The sequence below is a fragment of the Deinococcus metallilatus genome (genome assembly GCF_004758605.1).
In the GTDB taxonomy this organism is placed as follows: Bacteria; Deinococcota; Deinococci; order Deinococcales; family Deinococcaceae; genus Deinococcus; species Deinococcus metallilatus.
Window position 1 is genome coordinate 2,193,248 of the sequence record NZ_CP038512.1, and the last position, 18,061, is coordinate 2,211,308.

At 67.1% G+C, this 18,061-nt stretch carries 15 protein-coding genes and 1 pseudogene; 12 read left to right on the forward strand and 4 right to left on the reverse strand.

What is annotated here, in order from left to right; all coding sequences use genetic code 11:
- Window positions 1-17: 17 nt before the first annotated feature.
- From treZ to E5F05_RS16595, 3 genes are all read left to right on the forward strand, one after another.
- Window positions 18-1,832, forward strand: a complete 1,815-nt coding sequence (gene treZ, locus E5F05_RS16585; protein WP_129119741.1) for a malto-oligosyltrehalose trehalohydrolase — start codon at window positions 18-20, stop codon at window positions 1,830-1,832.
- Entirely contained in the window at window positions 1,829-4,669 is a 2,841-nt protein-coding gene (gene treY / locus E5F05_RS16590) for a malto-oligosyltrehalose synthase (RefSeq protein ID WP_129119742.1), read from the forward strand. Before treZ ends, treY begins: the two co-directional genes overlap by 4 nt.
- Window positions 4,670-4,819: 150 nt before the next feature.
- Window positions 4,820-5,500, forward strand: a complete 681-nt coding sequence (locus tag E5F05_RS16595) for a Bax inhibitor-1/YccA family protein (RefSeq protein WP_129119743.1) — start codon at window positions 4,820-4,822, stop codon at window positions 5,498-5,500.
- A 96-nt stretch (window positions 5,501-5,596) separates the two neighbouring features.
- On the opposite strand, the gene treS is transcribed toward E5F05_RS16595, so the two are convergent.
- Window positions 5,597-7,267 (reverse strand): maltose alpha-D-glucosyltransferase, encoded by a 1,671-nt coding sequence (treS, locus tag E5F05_RS16600; protein ID WP_129119744.1) that lies wholly within the window; start codon window positions 7,265-7,267, stop codon window positions 5,597-5,599.
- Window positions 7,268-7,371: 104 nt separating this feature from the next.
- Here treS and E5F05_RS16605 point away from each other — a divergent pair, with 104 nt between their 5' ends.
- The 6 genes from E5F05_RS16605 (at window position 7,372) to E5F05_RS16630 (ending at window position 13,538) form a co-directional block, all read left to right on the forward strand.
- Window positions 7,372-8,298: a manganese ABC transporter substrate-binding protein MntC gene (locus E5F05_RS16605; protein ID WP_129119745.1), complete on the forward strand. Its 927-nt coding sequence runs from the start codon at window positions 7,372-7,374 to the stop codon at window positions 8,296-8,298.
- Between the two features lie 77 nt (window positions 8,299-8,375).
- A complete protein-coding gene (locus tag E5F05_RS16610) occupies window positions 8,376-9,098 on the forward strand; it encodes a manganese ABC transporter ATP-binding protein MntA (RefSeq protein ID WP_129119887.1) in 723 nt (240 codons plus the stop codon).
- Window positions 9,099-9,170: 72 nt separating this feature from the next.
- The gene (locus tag E5F05_RS16615) at window positions 9,171-9,980 is read left to right on the forward strand and encodes a manganese ABC transporter permease MntB (protein ID WP_129119746.1); all 810 of its coding nucleotides are present in this window, start codon (window positions 9,171-9,173) and stop codon (window positions 9,978-9,980) included.
- A 191-nt stretch (window positions 9,981-10,171) separates the two neighbouring features.
- Window positions 10,172-11,770 carry an ABC-F family ATP-binding cassette domain-containing protein gene (locus E5F05_RS16620; RefSeq protein ID WP_129119747.1) on the forward strand — a complete coding sequence of 533 codons (1,599 nt, stop codon included), beginning with the start codon at window positions 10,172-10,174 and terminating at the stop codon, window positions 11,768-11,770.
- A gap of 457 nt (window positions 11,771-12,227) precedes the next feature.
- Window positions 12,228-13,055, forward strand: coding sequence for an AAC(3) family N-acetyltransferase (locus E5F05_RS16625; RefSeq protein ID WP_129119748.1), 828 nt, complete (start codon window positions 12,228-12,230; stop codon window positions 13,053-13,055).
- Window positions 13,056-13,139: 84 nt separating this feature from the next.
- Window positions 13,140-13,538, forward strand: coding sequence for a DUF1801 domain-containing protein (locus E5F05_RS16630; RefSeq protein ID WP_129119749.1), 399 nt, complete (start codon window positions 13,140-13,142; stop codon window positions 13,536-13,538).
- On the opposite strand, the gene E5F05_RS16635 is transcribed toward E5F05_RS16630, so the two are convergent.
- On the reverse strand, window positions 13,535-14,782 hold the full coding sequence (locus tag E5F05_RS16635; RefSeq protein WP_129119750.1) for a TCR/Tet family MFS transporter: 1,248 nt from the start codon (window positions 14,780-14,782) through the stop codon (window positions 13,535-13,537). The two genes, E5F05_RS16630 and E5F05_RS16635, sit on opposite strands and share 4 nt — an antisense overlap.
- A gap of 171 nt (window positions 14,783-14,953) precedes the next feature.
- Window positions 14,954-15,574 carry a nitroreductase family protein gene (locus E5F05_RS16640; RefSeq protein WP_129119751.1) on the reverse strand — a complete coding sequence of 207 codons (621 nt, stop codon included), beginning with the start codon at window positions 15,572-15,574 and terminating at the stop codon, window positions 14,954-14,956.
- A gap of 88 nt (window positions 15,575-15,662) precedes the next feature.
- Between E5F05_RS16640 and E5F05_RS16645 the strand changes: the two genes are divergently transcribed.
- The 3 genes from E5F05_RS16645 (at window position 15,663) to E5F05_RS16655 (ending at window position 17,751) form a co-directional block, all read left to right on the forward strand.
- A complete protein-coding gene (locus E5F05_RS16645) occupies window positions 15,663-16,013 on the forward strand; it encodes a winged helix-turn-helix transcriptional regulator (RefSeq protein ID WP_129119752.1) in 351 nt (116 codons plus the stop codon).
- Complete coding sequence (locus E5F05_RS16650; protein ID WP_164973519.1) at window positions 16,010-16,591, forward strand: GrpB family protein; 582 nt, start codon at window positions 16,010-16,012, stop codon at window positions 16,589-16,591. Before E5F05_RS16645 ends, E5F05_RS16650 begins: the two co-directional genes overlap by 4 nt.
- Window positions 16,592-16,830: 239 nt before the next feature.
- Window positions 16,831-17,751, forward strand: a complete 921-nt coding sequence (locus E5F05_RS16655) for a DUF5996 family protein (RefSeq protein ID WP_129119754.1) — start codon at window positions 16,831-16,833, stop codon at window positions 17,749-17,751.
- 18 nt (window positions 17,752-17,769) lie between these two features.
- Here the strand turns inward: E5F05_RS16655 and E5F05_RS16660 are convergent.
- Window positions 17,770-18,022, reverse strand: a pseudogene (locus tag E5F05_RS16660) (IS701 family transposase); the annotation flags it as partial.
- Window positions 18,023-18,061: the final 39 nt, after the last annotated feature.

Here is an 18,061-nt window from a genome sequence, read left to right on the forward strand (position 1 = left end):
CCCGGAAGGAGCTTTTCATGACCACCTCTCCCATCACCGGCCTGACGCCCGACCCCACGGTGCCCACCGAGTCCGACGCGCTCGCCACCCGCCTGGGCGCGCACCTCCTGCCCGACGGCAGCGGCACACGTTTTCGCGTCTGGACCACCACCGCGCAGGACGTCGGCGTGCGCGTGAACGGCGAGGTTCACCCCATGCAGGCGCTCGGGAACGGCATCTTTGAACTGGTTCTGCCGGTCCACGCGGGCGCCCGCTACCTGTTCCTGCTGGATGGCGTGCCCACACCCGACCCCTACGCGCGCTTCCTGCCGAACGGCGTCCACGGCGAGGCGGAAGTCGTGGACCTGCACGCTTACGAGTGGCAGAACACGGCCTGGCGCGGCCTCCCGCTTGCCGAGTGTGTGTTCTACGAGCTGCATGTCGGGACTTTTACGCCGGAAGGGACGTACCGGGCGGCGCTGGAAAAACTGCCCGAACTGAAGGCGCTGGGCGTGACGGCCATCGAATTCATGCCGCTGGGAGCCTTTCCCGGCCAGCGCGGCTGGGGGTATGACGGCGTGGCGCTGTACGCCCCCTACGCTCCCTATGGCCGCCCGGAAGACCTGATGGCGTTCGTGGACGCGGCGCACGGGCTGGGGCTGGGCGTGTTTCTGGACGCCGTCTACAACCACTTCGGGCCGGACGGCAGTTACCTCAGCGCCTACAGCCCGAGTTACTTCACGGACCGCTTTTCCAGCGCGTGGGGGGCCGGGCTGGACTATGCCGAACCGCACATGCGGCGCTATATCACCGGCAACGCCCGCATGTGGCTGCGCGACTACCACTTCGACGGCCTGCGGCTGGACGCGACCCAGGCAATGCAGGACGACTCGCCGGTCCACATCCTGCGCGAACTGGCGAGCGAGGTTCACCGGCTGGGCGGCACCCACCTGCTGCTGGCCGAGGACTACCGCAATCTTCCCGAACTGGTCACCGAGGACCACCTCGACGGCATGTGGGTGGACGACTTCCACCACGAGGTGCGCGTCACGCTGACCGGCGACCGCGACGGCTATTACGGGCCGTACCGGGGCGGCGCGGCGGCGCTGGCGAACGTGATCAATCGCGGCTGGGTCTTCGAGGGGCAAATCTGGCCGCTGGAAGATGTCCCGCGCGGCAAACCAGCCGACGGGCTGAACGCCCCCAGCTTCGTCTACTTCATCCAGAATCACGACCAGATCGGCAACCGCGCGGTGGGGGACCGGGTGCATCACCTGGAGCGCGTGACGCCCGCGATGTTCCGGGGCGCGTCCACGCTGCTGCTCACGCTGCCGATGACGCCGCTGCTCTTCCAGGGGCAGGAGTGGGCGACCACCTCCCCCTTCCCCTTCTTCAGCGACCACCACGGCGAACTGGGCCAGCTCGTCAGCGAGGGGCGCAAGAAGGAATTCGGCCATTTCGAGGGCTTCAGCGGTGAGAACGTGCTGGACCCGCAAGCGGAGGCGACCTTCGAACTGGCGAAACTGGACTGGGCCGAACGCGAGGGGGGCGAACACGCCCGCACGCTGGCGCTGTACCGCGACCTGCTGCACCTGCGCCGCGACGACCCCGTGCTGAAGGACCGCGAGCGCCGGAATCTCCACGCGGGCAGTGCCGGGAACGTGCTATGGGTGCGCCACGTCACGGGGGGCGGTGAGCGGGTGCTGCTCTGGAATGTGGGGCAGGAAGCCGTGGACGTGGACCGGGCGTCCCTGCCCTTCTCTCCCCCGGTGCAGGTGCTCCTGCATTCCGAGGGCCGCGAGGACCGCACGCTGGAGCGCGGGGAGGCTGTCCTGCTGGGGTCCGGGGCATGACCGATCCCGCAGCCCGCGACCCGCGACCCACGACCCACCTCCCCTCCGCCACCTACCGCCTGCAACTCCACGCGGGCTTCGACTTCGCGGCGGCGCGGCGGGTGCTGCCGTACCTCAAGCGGCTGGGCGTGACCGATCTGTACCTCTCCCCCATCTGGACGAGCGCGCCGGGGTCCACCCACGGCTACGACGTGACGGACCACGCGCAGGTGAATCCCGAACTGGGCGGCGAGGCGGGGCTGCGGCAGCTGGCGGCGCGGGCGGGGGACCTGGGGCTGGGCATCATCGTGGATTTCGTCCCCAACCACATGGGCATTCAGGGCGGGCACAATCCGTACTGGGAGGACGTGCTGACGCACGGGCAGGCCAGCCGCTACGCGCACTTCTTCGACATCTCGTGGCAGCCGCTCAAGCGGGCGCTGGAAAACAAGGTGCTGCTGCCGGTGCTGGGTGACCAGTACGGGCGCGTGCTGGAGCGCGGCGAACTGCACCTGGGACGGGAAGGCGGGCGTTTTTTCCTGACCTACTGGGAACGTCGCCTGCCCCTCTCGCCGCGCAGCCTCTCGCCGCTGCTGAAGGAGGTGGCGACGCAGCTCACCCCCCGCACGCCCGAACAGGCCGAACTCGCCAGCATCGCCAGGGCAGCGGGCAACCTGCCGCGCAGCACGAGCGCCGACCTGACCGACGAGGACCGTTTGGCCCGCGCGCAGGAAGGCGAGGTCATCACCCGCCGCCTGGGGGCGCTGGCGGAGGCGTCAACGGTCCGCACGGCCCTCGACCGTGTGGTGGAGGCTGTGAACGCCGACCCCGCCCGCCTCGACGCGCTGATTCAGGAGCAGAATTACCGCCTGGCCTCGTGGCGGGTGGCCGCCGAGGAGATCAACTACCGGCGCTTTTTCGACATCAACGACCTGGCGGCGCTGCGGATGGAAGACCCGCGCGTGTTCGCCTGGGCGCATGCCAAGCTGCTCGAACTGATCCGAGACGGCGTGGTGAAGGGCGTACGGCTCGATCACACCGACGGCCTCTTCGACCCCGCCGGGTACTTCCGGGCACTGCAACGCGGCGCGGCGGAGGCGCTGGGGCGCGAGTGGACGGAAGGTGAACCTCTCCCCCTCTACGTGGTCGCGGAAAAGATTCTGGAACCGGGCGAACGGCTGCCGGAGGACTGGGCGGTTCACGGGACCACCGGCTACGACTTCCTGGCGCAACTGAACGGCGTCTTCGTGGACCGGCAGAGCGAGGAGGACCTGACCGCCATCTACCGCCGTTTCACCGGGGACCGCGAGAGCTACGGCGAGCATCTCTACCGGGGCAAGCTGCTGATCCAGCGCGTGTCCCTCCCCGGCGAGGTGAACGTGCTGGCCGAGCACCTGGAGCGCATCGCGGAGGCGGACCTGCGCTCGCGGGACTTCACGCTCCTGGCGCTGCGCGACGCCATCCGCGAGGTGATCGCCTCCTTCCCGGTGTACCGCACCTACGTGCGCCCCGACGGTTCCCGCGAGCCGGGCGACAACGCCAAGATCGAGCAGGCCATCCGTGATGCGCGCAGCCACAGCCGCCAGGGCCAGCGCGACCTCGACCCCAGCCTCTTCGACTTTCTGGAGGCGGTCCTCAAGCTGGACGCCCCCGACGAGGCCACCCGCGAACGCTATGCGGGCTTCGCGCTGAAGTTCCAGCAGCTCACCGGCCCGGTGACGGCGAAGGGGGCGGAGGACACGGCCTTCTACCGCTACGCGCGGCTCATCTCGCTGAACGAGGTGGGCGGCGACCCGGCCCTCTTCGGCACGCCCCGGCAGGCGTTTCACAAAGGCGCCCAGGGGCGGGCGGAACACTGGCCCGGCTCCATGCTCGCAGGCAGCACCCACGACACCAAGCGCGGCGAGGACACCCGCGCGCGCATCAGCGTCCTGTCGGAGATGCCGCAGACCTGGGCCGCGTACCTGAGCGCCTGGTCGCCGCTGATTCGCGTGCTGGAACGCCCACTGGACCTGGGACCGGCGCCCACGGCGCTCGACGTCTACACCTTCCTCCAGTCCGCGCTGGGGGCCTACCCGCTGGACGGGCGGCTGGACGACTTCGCGGACCGCCTGAGCGCCTACATGCTCAAGGCGGCCCGTGAAGCCAAACTCCGCACCAGTTGGGCGGCCCCCGACCAGGAGTATGAGGAGGCGCTAGAAGGGCTGGTGCGCGGGTTGCTGGCGGAGGAGCGTTTTGCCGAGAGCCTGCGCGAACTGCATACCCGCATCAGTCCTTACGGCGCGCAGAACGGCCTCTCGGCGGCGCTGGTCCGCCTGACTGCCCCCGGCGTCCCCGACACCTATCAGGGTTCGGAGGGCTGGAACCAGAGCCTGGTGGACCCCGACAACCGCCGCCCGGTGGACTACGCCTGGCGCACCCGGCTTCTTTCCCGCATCGAGAAACGCCACGCGGAAGACGGCCCCAGACTCGCGGCGGACCTCCTCGCCCGGTATGAGGACGGCGGCGTGAAGCTGCTGGTCACCTGGGCAGCCCTGCGAGCCCGCGCGGCCTTCCCCGACCTGTTCCAGCATGGCACTTACCGCCCTATCGAGGCTGGGAAGTACCTGCTGGCCTTCGCCAGAGAACACGAGGGACAGACGGCGGTGACCGTCGCCCCCCGCCTGACGTACACCCTCACGCGCGAGCAGACGCGCTGGGCGCTGGGCGAAACGTGGGGCAACCGACAACTGGCCCTCCCCCGCCCCGGCACCTATGAGAACGTGCTGACCGGCCAGCGCCTCCGCGCCCGTAGCGAGAAAATCCCGCTGGCGAAGGTGCTGGAGGAGTTCCCGCTGGCGCTGCTGGTGAGGAGGTAGGGAAGCGGTCAGCTTTCAGCGGTCAGCCGTCAGCAGAAGACGGAAAAGCTCTCGCCGATGCGGAGGCATTTTTGCTGCTGAAAGCTGAGGACTGACCGCTGATGGCTCCTCCGGGAACCTTTCGCCCCCCCGCCCCGTATCCTGTCCCGTATGCAACTGACTGCTACCCGGACGGAAAATCTGGTCCGCACCTTCATGGCGCGGACGTACTCGTGGATGGCGGCGGGGCTGGCGCTGACCGCCGGGGTCGCGTACCTGACGGCGCAGAACGAGGGGCTGGCGTATCAGGTGATGGGCCTGCGGCTGCCGCTGGTGCTGGCGCAGCTCGCCATCGTGTTCGTGCTGAGCCTGGCCGCGCAGCGCCTCAGCAGCGTGGTAGCGGGCATCCTCTTTATCGCCTACGCCGCGCTGACCGGCCTCACCTTCAGCGCCCTGCTGTTCGCCTACAGCCCCAGCGCCGTGATCGCGGCCTTCCTGACCACGGCGGGCACCTTCGGCGCCATGAGCGTGGCGGGTTACGTGATCAAGCGGGACCTCAGCGCGATGGGGCGCTTCTTCCTGTTCGCCATCCTGGGCCTGTTCGTCGCCATGATCGTGAACGTCTTTATCGCCAGCAGCGCCCTGACGCTGGGCATCAGCATCATCGGCGTGCTGCTGTTCGCGGGCCTGACCGCCTACGACACGCAGATGCTCCGCAACCTGGCCCTGAGCGGCGTCAGCGGCGAGATGGCCGAGCGCGCGGCGATCAACGGGGCGCTGGCCCTGTACCTGGATTTCGTGAACATGTTCCTGTTCATCCTGCGCCTCTTCAGCGGCAGCAGCCGGAGCTGAGGGGGAAAAGGGGTGAGGGAAAAGATGCTCCAGCCTTTGCCGGAGCATCTTTCTTCTTTCCCTAATGCCTAACCCCTGGCTCCTAACCCCTCACCCCTACCTGACCCCCGACAGCTTCAACCAGTAATAGTCATACTTGCCCAGCGTCAGCGGGTACGGTTCCTCTCCGATGGTGGGAAAGTGACTGCCGCCCGCGAGGCTGACGGGGAGGCGGCCCGCGTGGGCGGCGAGGTCGAGCTGGACGGGCTGGGCGCTCCCGGCGAAGTTGCTGATGATCAGGAGGGTTTCGCCGTCATGGTGGCGGGTAAAGGCCAGCACGGCGGGGTTGTCGGTGTCGACGAAGGTGAGGTCGCCGTACGCGAAGGCGGGGAGGTGGCGGCGCACTTCGAGCTGGCGGGACACCCACTTCAGCAGGCTGCTGGGGTCGAGTTCCTGGCTGTAGACGTTGACGCGCTGGAAGCCGTACACCGGGTCCTGGTTCGGCGGAAAGAAGCACTGCTCGGGCAGGGCCGTGGAAAAGCCGCCGCTGATGCCCGCGTTCCACTGCATCGGCGTGCGGACCCCGTTGCGGTCAGAGAGCGAGAGGTTGTCCCCCATGCCGATCTCGTCGCCGTAGTACAGGATGGGGCTGCCGGGCAGGGCCAGCAGCACGGTGGTCAGCAGTTCGATCCGGCGGCGGTCATTGTCGAGCAGCGGCGCGAGGCGGCGGCGGATGCCCACGTTGATCTTCATGCGGGCGTCCGGCGCGTAGGCCGCGTACATGAAGGCCCGCTCGTCGTCGGTGACCATCTCCAGCGTGAGTTCGTCGTGGTTGCGCAGGAAGGTCGCCCACTGGCCGAAGCTGGGAATTTGCGGCAGGCGGTCCATGATCTCGCGGATGCTGGAGGTGTCCTCGCGCCTGAGGCTCATGTACAGCCGGGGCATCACCGGGAAGTTGAAGGCCATGTGGAACTCGGGCTTCGTCTCCGTGCCGAAGTACTCCACCACTTCCTCCGGCCACTGGTTCGCCTCCGCCAGCAGCAGGCGGCCCGGATATTCCTCGTCCACCGCTCGGCGGAGCTCTCTGAGGATCGCGTGTGTTTCGGGCAGGTTCTCGCCGTTGGTGCCCTCGCGCTCGATCAGGTACGGCACGGCGTCCACCCGGAAGCCGTCGAGGCCGAGGTCCAGCCAGAAGCGGACCACGTTCAGGAACTCCTCCTGCACCCTGGGGTTGTCGTAGTTCAGGTCGGGCTGAGAGGAGAAAAAGCGGTGCCAGTAGTATTTCCCGGCCATCTCGTCGAGGGTCCAGTTGCTCGTCTCGGTGTCGGTGAAGATGATACGGGCCTCCGGGTATTCGGTGCCGGTGTCGCTCCAGACGTAATAGTCGAAGTATTCGTTGGGGCTGCCGTCGGGCAGGGTGGGACCGCGCCGGGCCGCCTGAAACCAGGGATGGTCGGCGGAGGTGTGGTTCATCACCAGGTCCCCGATCACGCGCAGGCCGCGCACATGGGCCTCGCGCAAAAAGACCTTGAAGTCGTCCAGCGTGCCCAGGTCAGGGTGAATCTCGGTGTAGTCGGCCACGTCGTAGCCGTCGTCGCGCAGGGGGCTGGGGTAGAAGGGCAGCAGCCACAGGCAGTCCACCCCCAGGTTCTTCAGATAGTCGAGCTTGCTGGTCAGGCCCGGAAAGTCGCCCTTGCCGTCGCCGTTGCCGTCCGCATAGGTGCGGACCGAGAGTTCGTAGAAGACAGCACTCTTGTACCACTCGGGAAGCGGGGCAGCCTGGGTCATGCGGGGCAGTCTAAGCCGTGAATTGGAACCGCTGCCAGGGGGAGAGATGAGGGTGAGCCAGCTTTCATCCAACCCATTCCTCTTTTTGATAAAGATAAATCATTATGTCCCGTCTTCACCCCTCGGCCCGCAGCAAGCTCCCCAGGGCAAGGCGCCTCCCGGCCCCGCTGCTGCTCACCGTCAGCCTCGCCGCCTGCGCGTCCCCGACGGCTCAGGCGGCGGCCCTCCCCGTCAGCGCGACGACCAGCATCATCGGGGACTTCGTGAAGGCGGTGGGGGGCAACCGTGTCAGCGTGAACGTGATCGTGCCGCCGGGGGGGGACACCCACAGTTTCCAACCGACCACCGCCGCGATCCGGGGCCTGGCGGGAAGCCGCGTCCTGTTCGCCAACGGCGCGGGTCTGGAACCCTGGCTGCCGAAGCTGAAAGCCGCCGCGCCCAGCATCCCCGTGCAGGAACTCACGGCGGGGCTGAAGCTGCACACGGTGGGGAGCAGCCGCGTCCCTGACCCCCACGCCTGGTGGGACCCGGCGCTGGCCGCCGGATATATCCGCCACGTGCAGCAGACGCTGACCCGGCTTGACCCAGCGGGCAAGGCCATGTACGCGAACAACGCCGCCGCGTACCTCAAGCAACTCGCGGCGGCGGACGCCTACGCCAGAAAACAGTTCGCCACCCTCCCCGCCTCTCACCGCCAGCTCGTCACCAACCACGACAGCCTGCATTCCCTGGCGGACCGCTACGGTCTGAAGATCGTCGGTACCGTGCTGCCGGGGCTGGGCACCGAGCGCGAACCGGGCGCCCGCGAGCTGGCCGCGCTGGTGCAGGCGGTGAAACAGAGCGGCGCCCGCGTCATCTTTACCGAGAACACCGTCAACGCCCGGCTTGCCCAGGCCCTCGCCCACGAAACCGGCGCGAAGATCGCCCCGCCCCTCTACACCGACGCGCTGGGGCCGAAAGGCAGTGCGGGGGACACGTACCTGAAGGCGTTCCGGGCGAATGTGGACACGATTGTGAAGGCGCTGCGGTAAAACGTCCGTTCCCCAGAACTGCCCCCTCTTGATTCCGCACTCGCAATATCAACACTCCCCGCGCTATGCTGCCGCCCATGCTGGGGGTGGAGAACCTGACGGTGCGGTACGGGGCGCAGACGGCGCTGGAAGACGCGACGGTGCGCTTCCTGCCGGGCACCTTCAGCGCCATCATCGGGCCGAACGGGGCGGGCAAGAGCACCCTGCTCAAGACGCTGGTGGGCCTGACGCCGCCGTCGGCGGGAAAGGTGGTGTTCACGGACGGCGGAAGCGTGCGGGACGACGTGGCCTACGTGCCGCAGCAGCAGACGCTGGACTGGGCCTTTCCCGTCACCGTCTGGGACGTGGCGATGATGGGTCGCACCGGGCGCGTCGGCTGGCTGCGCTGGCCGGGGCGGGCCGACCGGGAGCGGGTGGCGGAAGCCCTGCGGCAGACGGGCGTCCTCGACCTGCGCGGGCGGCATATCGGCGCCCTCAGCGGGGGGCAGCGGCAACGGGTCCTGCTGGCACGGATGCTGGCGCGGGACGCGCGGGTGCTGCTGCTGGACGAGCCGCTGACCGGGGTGGACGCCGCCACGCAGGAGCAACTGATGGCCCTGCTGCGAGCCCAAGCTGGCGGGGGCCGCGCCGTGGTGATGGTCACGCACGACCTCGAACAGGCCCGGCGCTGGTGCGACCAACTGGTGCTGGTGAACCGCCGCATCATCGCGGACGGCCCGCCCGCAGAGGTCTACACGCCGCGCAACATCGAGGCGACCTTCAGCAGCAGCCATCTGGGACACACGCATGCAGAGGCGTGAGGCACGGGGCAGGGGGCGGAGCCAAAGCTCACGCCATCGCCGCTCCCCATTCACCGCCGAAGGCGACTCCTGATGCACCTGCTGACTGACCCCCTGCAATTCGACTTCTTCCTGCGGGCGCTCGCCGCCGTGGCGCTGGTCAGCATGCTGTGTGCGCTGGTGGGCGCTTGGGTGGTGCTGCGGGGGCTGAGCTATATCGGGGACGCGATGAGTCACGCGGTTCTGCCGGGCATCGTGGGGGCGTTTCTGACGGGGGGGAATCTGCTGCTCGGTGCGCTGGTGGCCGCCGTGCTGACGGCGCTGGGCATCGGGGCCATCGGTGGGCGGGGTGGGCTGAAGCAGGACAGCGCCATCGGGATCGTGTTCGTGGGGATGTTCGCGCTGGGCGTGGTGATGCTCTCGCGGGCCTCCACCTTTACCACCGACCTCAGCAACTTTCTGATCGGGAACCCGCTGGGCGTGACGGTGGGGGACCTGTGGGGGGCGCTGGGCGTGACGGTGGTCGTCGGTGCCCTGCTGACCGCCGTCCAGAAGGAACTGCTGCTCGCCTCCTTCGACCCCACGGAAGCGCGCGCCATCGGCCTCCCGGTGCGGTGGCTGAACAACCTGCTGCTGATTCTGATCGGCCTGGTGGTGGTCCTGACGGTGCAACTGGTCGGCACCACCCTCAGCGTGAGCCTGCTGATCACCTCCAGCGCCGCCGCGCGTCTGCTGGCCCGCAGCCTGAAGAAGATGATGGGGCTGGCGGCCCTGCTGGGCACCGTCGGCGGCGTGACCGGGCTGTACCTCAGCTACTACGTCAATACCGCACCGGGTGCGACCATCGTGCTGGTGAACACGGCGATTTTTCTGCTGGCGCTGCTGCTGAGGCGGCGGGAGTGATCCGCCATCTGGCGTATCCTGCTCGCCCCGCCCCCGCGCTAGGCTGCCCCTGACGGTCCGGGTTTCCCGGCGTCCCGCCTTCCCCCACTCAACGGAGTTTCTGTTCTTGCGTCCCCTCCCCCTGCTCTGACTTTCGGCCCGAAGTTCCGTCCCGCTGCGTGTGGGGCGGCTGCGCCCGCAGGGGGTTGGTCTTGTTGCGTCTGAATGGCGTCGCCCGTGTGTACGGCGACCGGACGGTTTTTGAGGATGTCGATCTGGAGGTCGGTGCGGGCGAGCGGCTCGCGCTGATCGGGGAGAACGGCAGCGGGAAAAGTACGCTGCTGCGCCTGATGGCGGGCCTGGAGGCGCCGGACGCGGGGACGGTGACGCGAGCGGGGCGGGTGGCCCTGCTGACCCAGGACGCCGACACCGGGACGGGCACGGTGCTGGACGCGGTGACGCCGGAAGAGTTGCGGGCGGCGCAAAGAGCGTTCAACTGTGCGTCAGCCCGGCTCGCGGAGGGCACCGATGAGGCCCTGACCGCCTTTGCCGAGGCCGAGGAAAGCTACCGGCTGGCAGGCGGCTACGACTTCGAGGTCCGGGCGGCAGGCGTATTGCACGGCCTGGGGCTGGACCCGCAGGCGCAAGCGGCGCGGCTCTCCGGCGGCCAGACCCGGCGCGTGATGCTGGCGCGGCTGCTCCTCTCCCCCGCCGACCTGTACCTGCTGGACGAACCGACCAACCACCTCGACGCGGACGGCGCGGCCTGGCTGGAGGGCTGGATTCGCGCCTCGGAGGCCGCCTTCGTCCTCGCCAGCCACGACCGCGCGTTTCTGGACGCCGCAGCGGACCGCACGGCGGAACTGGAACGCGGGCGGCTGACCGTCTACCCCGGTGCGTATACGGCGGCGATGGAGGTGAAAGCCACGCTGCGGGAGGCGCAGGCGCGGGAGTACGAGGCGTACAGACGCAAACGGGAGGCGCTGGACGAGGAGCGGCGGCGGCAGGCCAGCAAGGGCGCCGTGGAGGAAAACCGCCGCCGGGCGCGGGACAACGACAAGTTCCTGTCCAGCCACAAGGCGGGGCGGGCACAGCAGATTCACTCGGCACGGGCACGCGCCATGCAGAAACTGATCGACCGGCTGGACGAGCAGGCGGCCGAGAAACCCTTTCAGGACCGCCGCACCGTCCGCCTCGACCTGCCAGCGACCCCACCCGGCCCCGCCGAAGTGCTGACCGTCCGCGACCTGACCGTGACGCGCGGCGGGCAGGCGGTGCTGTCCAGCGTCCGCCTGGACGTGCGCCGGGGGGACCGCATCGCCCTGACCGGACCGAACGGCGGCGGCAAAAGTACGCTGCTGGCGGCCCTGCTGGGCACGTTGCCGCACACCGGCGAGGTCCGCTGGGGCCAGGGCCTCCGCCTCTACGCGGCGGGCCAGCACGGGGAGGAACTCGCGGACCTGGGGACGGTCGGGGAGGCGCTGCTGGACGCGAACCCCGCCCTCACGCCGCACCAGCTTCACGAGGTCGCCGCGCAGGTCCAGCTCCCAGGTCCCGCTTTTCCCCTCGCGGGTCTGTCGGGTGGGCAGCGCACCCGCCTGAGCCTCGCGCGGCTGAGCGTGACGCGGGCGCAGGTGCTGGTGCTGGACGAACCGACAAATCACCTGGACATCCGCGCAATTGAGGCGCTGGAAGGTCTGCTCGTCGCCTTCCCCGGCACGGTCCTGCTCGCCAGCCACGACCGCGCCCTGGTGGGCCGGGTGGCGACGCGGGTGTGGGAGGCAGGAGGGGGCGGGGTGGGGGAGGTTTGAGAGCATAGGACTTACGCGAAACTCCGACTTGGAGTATCGAGGGAGTTGAGAAAACGTGGCGCTGGGACGCTCTGCCCGTTCACCCCCTCCCGGCCTCCCCCCTCAAGGGGGAGGAGTAAAAACGCCCTCGCAAACGGCCTCGGTCTTTGAATCGCGTAAGTCCTATGCATTTAGCGCCCCTCCCCCGCGTTACGCTGGCCCCCGCGTTCCGGGTTTGGTTGCCGCCTATTCACTATTCAAAGGACGGTGAGATTTACGCCCACGCTCTCCACAGCATAGAGTCTGGCCCCAACTCCCACATTGGGCCATAAGTCATTCAGCCCATTTAGCCCAATTCGATGAGCAGTATCCTCTTCGCGACTTATCAGGATGTCGTGGGTGTGTGCCATTGAGTGGCAAACCCCAGGTAGCGGCATGAACATGCCCTTCGTCTTACTAAAACGAATGAGGACTGACGATGACGGAAGCAGAAGCTATTGCGCTGGCAGACGCACCCCGCACCCGGGCCAGCCTCGCCGCTGACCTTCGCGCACTCGGCGTGCAGGCGGGTGAGGTGTTGATGGTTCACAGCAGTCTGAGCAGCCTGGGGTGGGTGGCGGGCGGCCCTGTGGCTGTCCTTCAGGCCCTTCAGGACGTGCTGACGCCAGCGGGAACGCTGGTCATGCCTACGTTCACCCTGCACCTGACCGACCCGGCGGGCTGGCGCAGATTCCCTGTTCCACAGCACTGGTGGGCCACCATCCGGGCCGAAACACCAGCTTTCGACCCGGCCCTGACGCCCACGCGGGGCATGGGCCGCATGGCGGAACTCTTCAGAACGTGGCCGGACGTGAGGCGCAGCAATCACCCGCACAGCTCTTTTGCGGCGTGGGGCAGGCACGCCGAGTTCATCACGGCGAACCATGAGCTGAGGTTCTCGCTGGGGGAAGGTTCCCCACTCGCTCGCGTGTACGACCTGAACGGGCGGGTGCTGCTGCTCGGCACCGAGAACAACAGTAGCCTGCATCTCGCGGAGGTCCGGGCCGGGAAGCAAGCCACCGTGCAGTTCAGCGGCCCTGTCCTCGTTGACGGGCAGCCGCAGTGGGTGACCTTCGACGAGTGCGATTACGCCGAAGAAACCTTTCCGCCTGTGAAGGCCGCCTTTGAGGGAAGCGGCGCGGTCACCGTTGGAAAAGTCGGCTCCGCCCCCGCAAAACTCATGTCCCAGCGTTCCCTGGTGGACTTCGCCGTGCATTGGTGGAAGACGAATCCTCCGGTAGGGAACAACCCAGCCTTAGAGCCTTAGCAGCGCAGGAAAACGCCTGACGTGAGGACCGACCTGAACCCTGTGCCTCCTGTGGGATGGGCCCAGACCCACTAGGATGAGGGCGTGGAACCCTCGGGCGCGAATCAGGGCCAGGCGGCAGCAGAGCTCATCTCGCAGAGAATCGCCGAACTCGGGGACTGGCGCGGGGAGACGCTCGGTAAAATGCGTCAGCTCATCCATGACGCCGACCCGGATGTCGTCGAGGAGTGGAAGTGGGGCGTTCCGGTGTGGTCGCACGGCGGCATCCTCTGCACGGGCGAAGCCTACAAGAACGCCGTGAAGCTGACCTTCCCCAGGGGCGCGTCTCTGGACGATCCGGCGCGGCTCTTCAACGCGAGTCTCGAAGGCAAGGTGCGCCGCGCAATCGACATCCACGAAGGCGAGGACGTGGACGCGGCCGCCTTCCAGGCGCTCGTTCGCCAGGCGGTCGCCCTCAACGGGGCGGGCAAGTCGAAGCCCTAATCCCCGTTCACCCCACCCGCCACGCTCGCCCTCTGCCTGGGCATCCGCCGCAGCACCGCCCACACCAGCAGCGTGCCGAGGATGGCGAAGACCGCGCCCATCAGGAACGCCGCGCCGGGGAAGCGGAGGGGCGCGCCACCCCCGTTGAAGTAGGCGAAGACGGCGGTGGCGAGGATCGGCCCGACCACGCCCACCAGGCTGTTCAGGCTGGTGATCGCGCCCATCACCCGCCCCTGCTCGGTTTCCTTGACCTGACGGCTGATCAGACCCTGGATGGCGGGGTTGGCGAGGCCGCCCAGCGCCCCGAAGATCAGCGAGAGGTACAGCAGGAAGGAGGTCCGCGCCACGCTCAGCACCAGGAATTCCCCGATGGACATGACCAGCCCCAGCAGAATGGTGCGCCGCTCGCCCAACACCGCCATCGCCCGGCCGATCAATCCGGCCTGGACGCCCGCCGTCAGCAGACCGAAGACCGCGAGGGCCAGGCCGTTCTGCGCGGGCGACCAGTTCAGCACCGCCTCGGTGTACAGCACCCAGGTGCTGAAGACCACCTGCCCCGCCAGCCCCAGCAGCACGAACGTTCCCGCGAGGTTGCGCGTGATGGTGTATTCCCCCAGAGCCTTCAGCGGCGTGAAGGGGTTGAGGTTCCGGCGGCTTAGCCGCTGCCCCCGTGCTGAGGCGGGCAGCGATTCCGGCAGCACGAAGAGGCCGTACAGGAAGTTCAGCAGGGTCAGGCCCGCCGCCGCTAGGAACGGGAGGCGCAACCCGAAGTCGCCCAGGAACCCGCCGAGCGCAGGCCCCAGGATGAACCCCACCCCGAAAGTCGCCCCCAGCAGCCCGAAGTTCTTCGCGCGGTCCTCGGGCGGCGAAACGTCCGCGATGTAGGCGTTCGCCACCGTCAGGCTCGCGCCCGTCACCCCGGCGACGATGCGGCCCAGGAGGAGCCATCCCAAGCTCGGCGCGAAGTAGAGCAGCAGGTAGTCAAAGGCCATCCCCAGCAGGCTCAGCAGCAGCACCGGCCGCCGCCCATAACGGTCCGAGAGCGTCCCCAGGATGGGGGCAAAGAGAAACTGCATGATGGCATAGGCCGCTGTCAGCCAGCCGATGAAGCGCGCTCCCGCCGCCTCCGACCCCGCCAGTTCCTTGACCAGCCCCGGCAGCACGGGAATGATCAGGCCGATGCCCATCACGTCGATCAGAGCCGTCGCCAGAATGAAGATCAGAGCCGCAGGTCGCTGACGCATAACAGTTCACTCTAAGCGCCGCGCCTCGGGGGTGGGATAGCGCGACTGGCCTAACAGGGGACCGTGCGACGCGGCGCGTCAAACGGTCAAACAGTCTAAGGCCCAAGGAGAGGGAATCCCGACCTCCTTAGACCTTTAGACGGTTAGACCGTTAGACAGGCGCGCAGCGCCTCAGTAGAACGTGGCGACGCGCTCGACGCTGTGGCGGTGGTGGGGGAAGCCTTCTTCCGCGCGCTTGCCGATGGGCAGCATCCCGGCAAACTGGACGTGTTCGGGCAGGCCGAGGAGGTCGCGGACCTTCTGGGGATCGAAGCCCAGCATGGGCACCGTGTCGTAGCCGAGGCCACGGGCGGCGAGCATCAGGAAGCCGAAGGCGATGTTGGCCTGGGTCAGCCCCCACTGGCCGCGCTGGGCCACGTCCTGGCTTTCGAAGTTCTTGCGGAGGCCCGCCGCACGGGTCTTGATCTGCTCCTCGCCCATGCCGGGATGGACCGTTTCCTCGGCGGTGTTCAGCACGTCTTCCATGTCGCTGTAGACGACGATGACGGCGGGGGCGCTGGTCACCTGGGTCTGACCGTAGGCGGCTTCCTGAAGCCTGGCCTGGAGTTCGGGGTCCTGGATCACGGCGAAGCGGGTGGGCTGCACGTTGTTCGCCGTGGGCGCCAGGCTCGCCAGCCGCAGGATTTCGCTCAGGTCGTCCGGGTTGATGGGTTCGGGCGCGAACTTGCGGATGCTGCGGCGGGTCTGGATGGCTTCGGTGACGGTGAGGGGCCGGGTCAGGGTGGCGGTCATGGGCAGAATGCTATCCCCACTGGTTTGAAATGTCAAGCGGTGTGATTTGCGCCGCACTTTATCTGCCCTGAAGGTGTACAGTTGAGGCATGAATCCCGCACTCCCAGCCTTTTGCCCGGTCTACCGGGCCATCGGCGTGTTGCAGGAGAAATGGGTGCTGCACATCGTCCGCGCGCTGCTGGACGGCGAGAAAGGCTTCAACGAACTCGCCCGCGCCGTGGGCGGCTGCAACAGCGCCACCCTCACGCAACGCCTCGAACACCTCGAAGCCCTCGCCCTGATTGCCAAGCGCACCGAGGACACCCAGGGCAAACTGGCCCGCAGCGTCTATAGCCTCACCCCCGCTGGCCGCGAACTCCAGGGCGTGATCGACGCCATCGGCAACTGGGCACGCGAGCATCTGAGCGAGGCCGCCCTCGACCCCGCCCCGCTGGCGTGAGCTACACCAAACGCATCGTCATCGTCCCGCCCGATCCCACGTGGCCCGCCCGCTTCCAGACTGTCGCCCGCCAACTGCGGGACGCCCTCGGGGAGCGGGTTTCTGGCATTCACCACATCGGCTCCACCAGCGTGTCCGGCCTGCCCGCGAAGGACGTGCTGGACGTGCAGCTCACCGTCGCGGACCTGGGGACGGCGAACGATGTGCTGGCCCTCCTGGCTGCCCTGGGCCTCACGTTGCGCCCGGAGGTCACGGCGGACCACCTCCCGCCCGGCCTGGAGTTGCCCCCCGCCGACCTCGCCAAACGGTACGCGCACCGGCCCGGCGAGCTACACGTCCACATCCGGGAAGAAGGCCGCTTCAACCAGCGCTATGCCCTGCTGATGCGTGACTTCCTGCGGGCCGTCCCCGCTGCCCGGGACGCCTACGCGGAGATCAAGCGGCAACTGGCCCGGCTGCAGCCGGCGGATACGGAGGCCTATTACGCCGTCAAAGACCCGGTGATGGATTTGCTGATCGCGGGCGCCGAACAGTGGGCCGCCCGTACAGACTGGCACTTGCCCCCGGCCGACGCTTAGACTCAGGCCGGGCAGGTGAGAGGTGAGGTCGCTGATATTCACGCTTTCAGCGGTGATCACGGCAAAGCTCACGTCTATAGCGCGTTGGAACGTGTCGCTTCGCGGGTGTGAGGCATGGACTTTGAAGGAGTCAGTGAGTTGGTTAGCCTGTCCGCAATGCTCACCAGGCGATGATTAGAGTTTTATCCCTGCCAGGAGGCACTTGGGCTAGAGTTGTCCGCTACCGAAAGGTGTGAGATATGACTACTGAGCAAGCTCACAGTTGGCCGGAACTCAATTACCAAGAAGACCAGGAAACCATTGAGGTCATTCACCTGCTCAGTCAGATGTTGGGCAAAGTGCGTCTGGCACTCTGTCCGAGAATGAATCAGTACTGGCAGGTGGCTTTGAACGTCGGTCTGTATGGCCTGACGACTGGCCCTGTTCAGGCGCAGCATACCCAATTCCAGATCACCCTTGATTTGGTGCACAGTCGTTTGGTCATTCAAACTCAGGATGGAAGACAGCGCGATATTGCGTTGCGGCGCCAGAGCATGGCCGATTATTTTGCACAGTTCACTCAGAGTCTGCGTGAGCTGGAACTGCATGTGTACCTCTGGCCGCAGCCCCAGGAAATCGAGAACGCCGTGAGGTTTGATCAGGATCATGTTCAGCGCAATTACGATCCCGACGTGGCCGGGCGGTACTTTCAAGTATTGGGTCTGGTTTCCAAGGTGTTGCAGCGTTACCGGGATGAATTTCAAGGCAAGTCAAGCCCAGTGCTGTACTGGTGGGGAGGAGCAGATTTAACGGTCACGCGGTTCTCTGGCCGAACTGCTCCCGCACACCCGCCCAGCCCTCTCCTGGCTTATAAAGTGATTGAGGATGCCTATTCACATGAAGAATGCAGTGCTGGCTTCTGGGCAGGCGGCCCTGATCACAAAGAGGCGGCTTTTTACGCATACCACTATCCTGAGCCAAAGGGGTATCCTCAGTGGCCTGTTCAACCTGCCGAGGCGAAGTACGACTCAACGATGGGTGAATTTCTCCTGCCCTATCAGGCGGTGAGGGACTCGGATCAACCTGAAGTTTTGCTGATGAGTTTCCTGCACAGCACGTATGAGGCGGCAGCCACCCTCGCGCATTGGAACCAAGCTGAATTTAAGTATGTGCCGACATAAGTAGCTGGTGGGTGTAACTCAGGAGTTACAACCTTGCGATTCTGGGTGAATAGCCGTGGTGGCGCAGAAATTCCTCGTCTTCTGCCAGGCGGTCGAAGATGACGTTCAAGCGGAGGAAGGGGAAGGACAGGGTCAGGGCCAGCCCGGCAGCCTCTTCGAACGAGAGGTCTGGGGCGCGGTGCAGCATCATCCAGGTGAAGGCGAGGAACACCAGCAGAATTCAGCGGTCCAGGCCCCTGGCAGTTTGCAAAGCGAACTGGCTCAATCCAAAAGAGCATGGGTCAAAAAGCCCCCCTCACCCCTTGCTTCG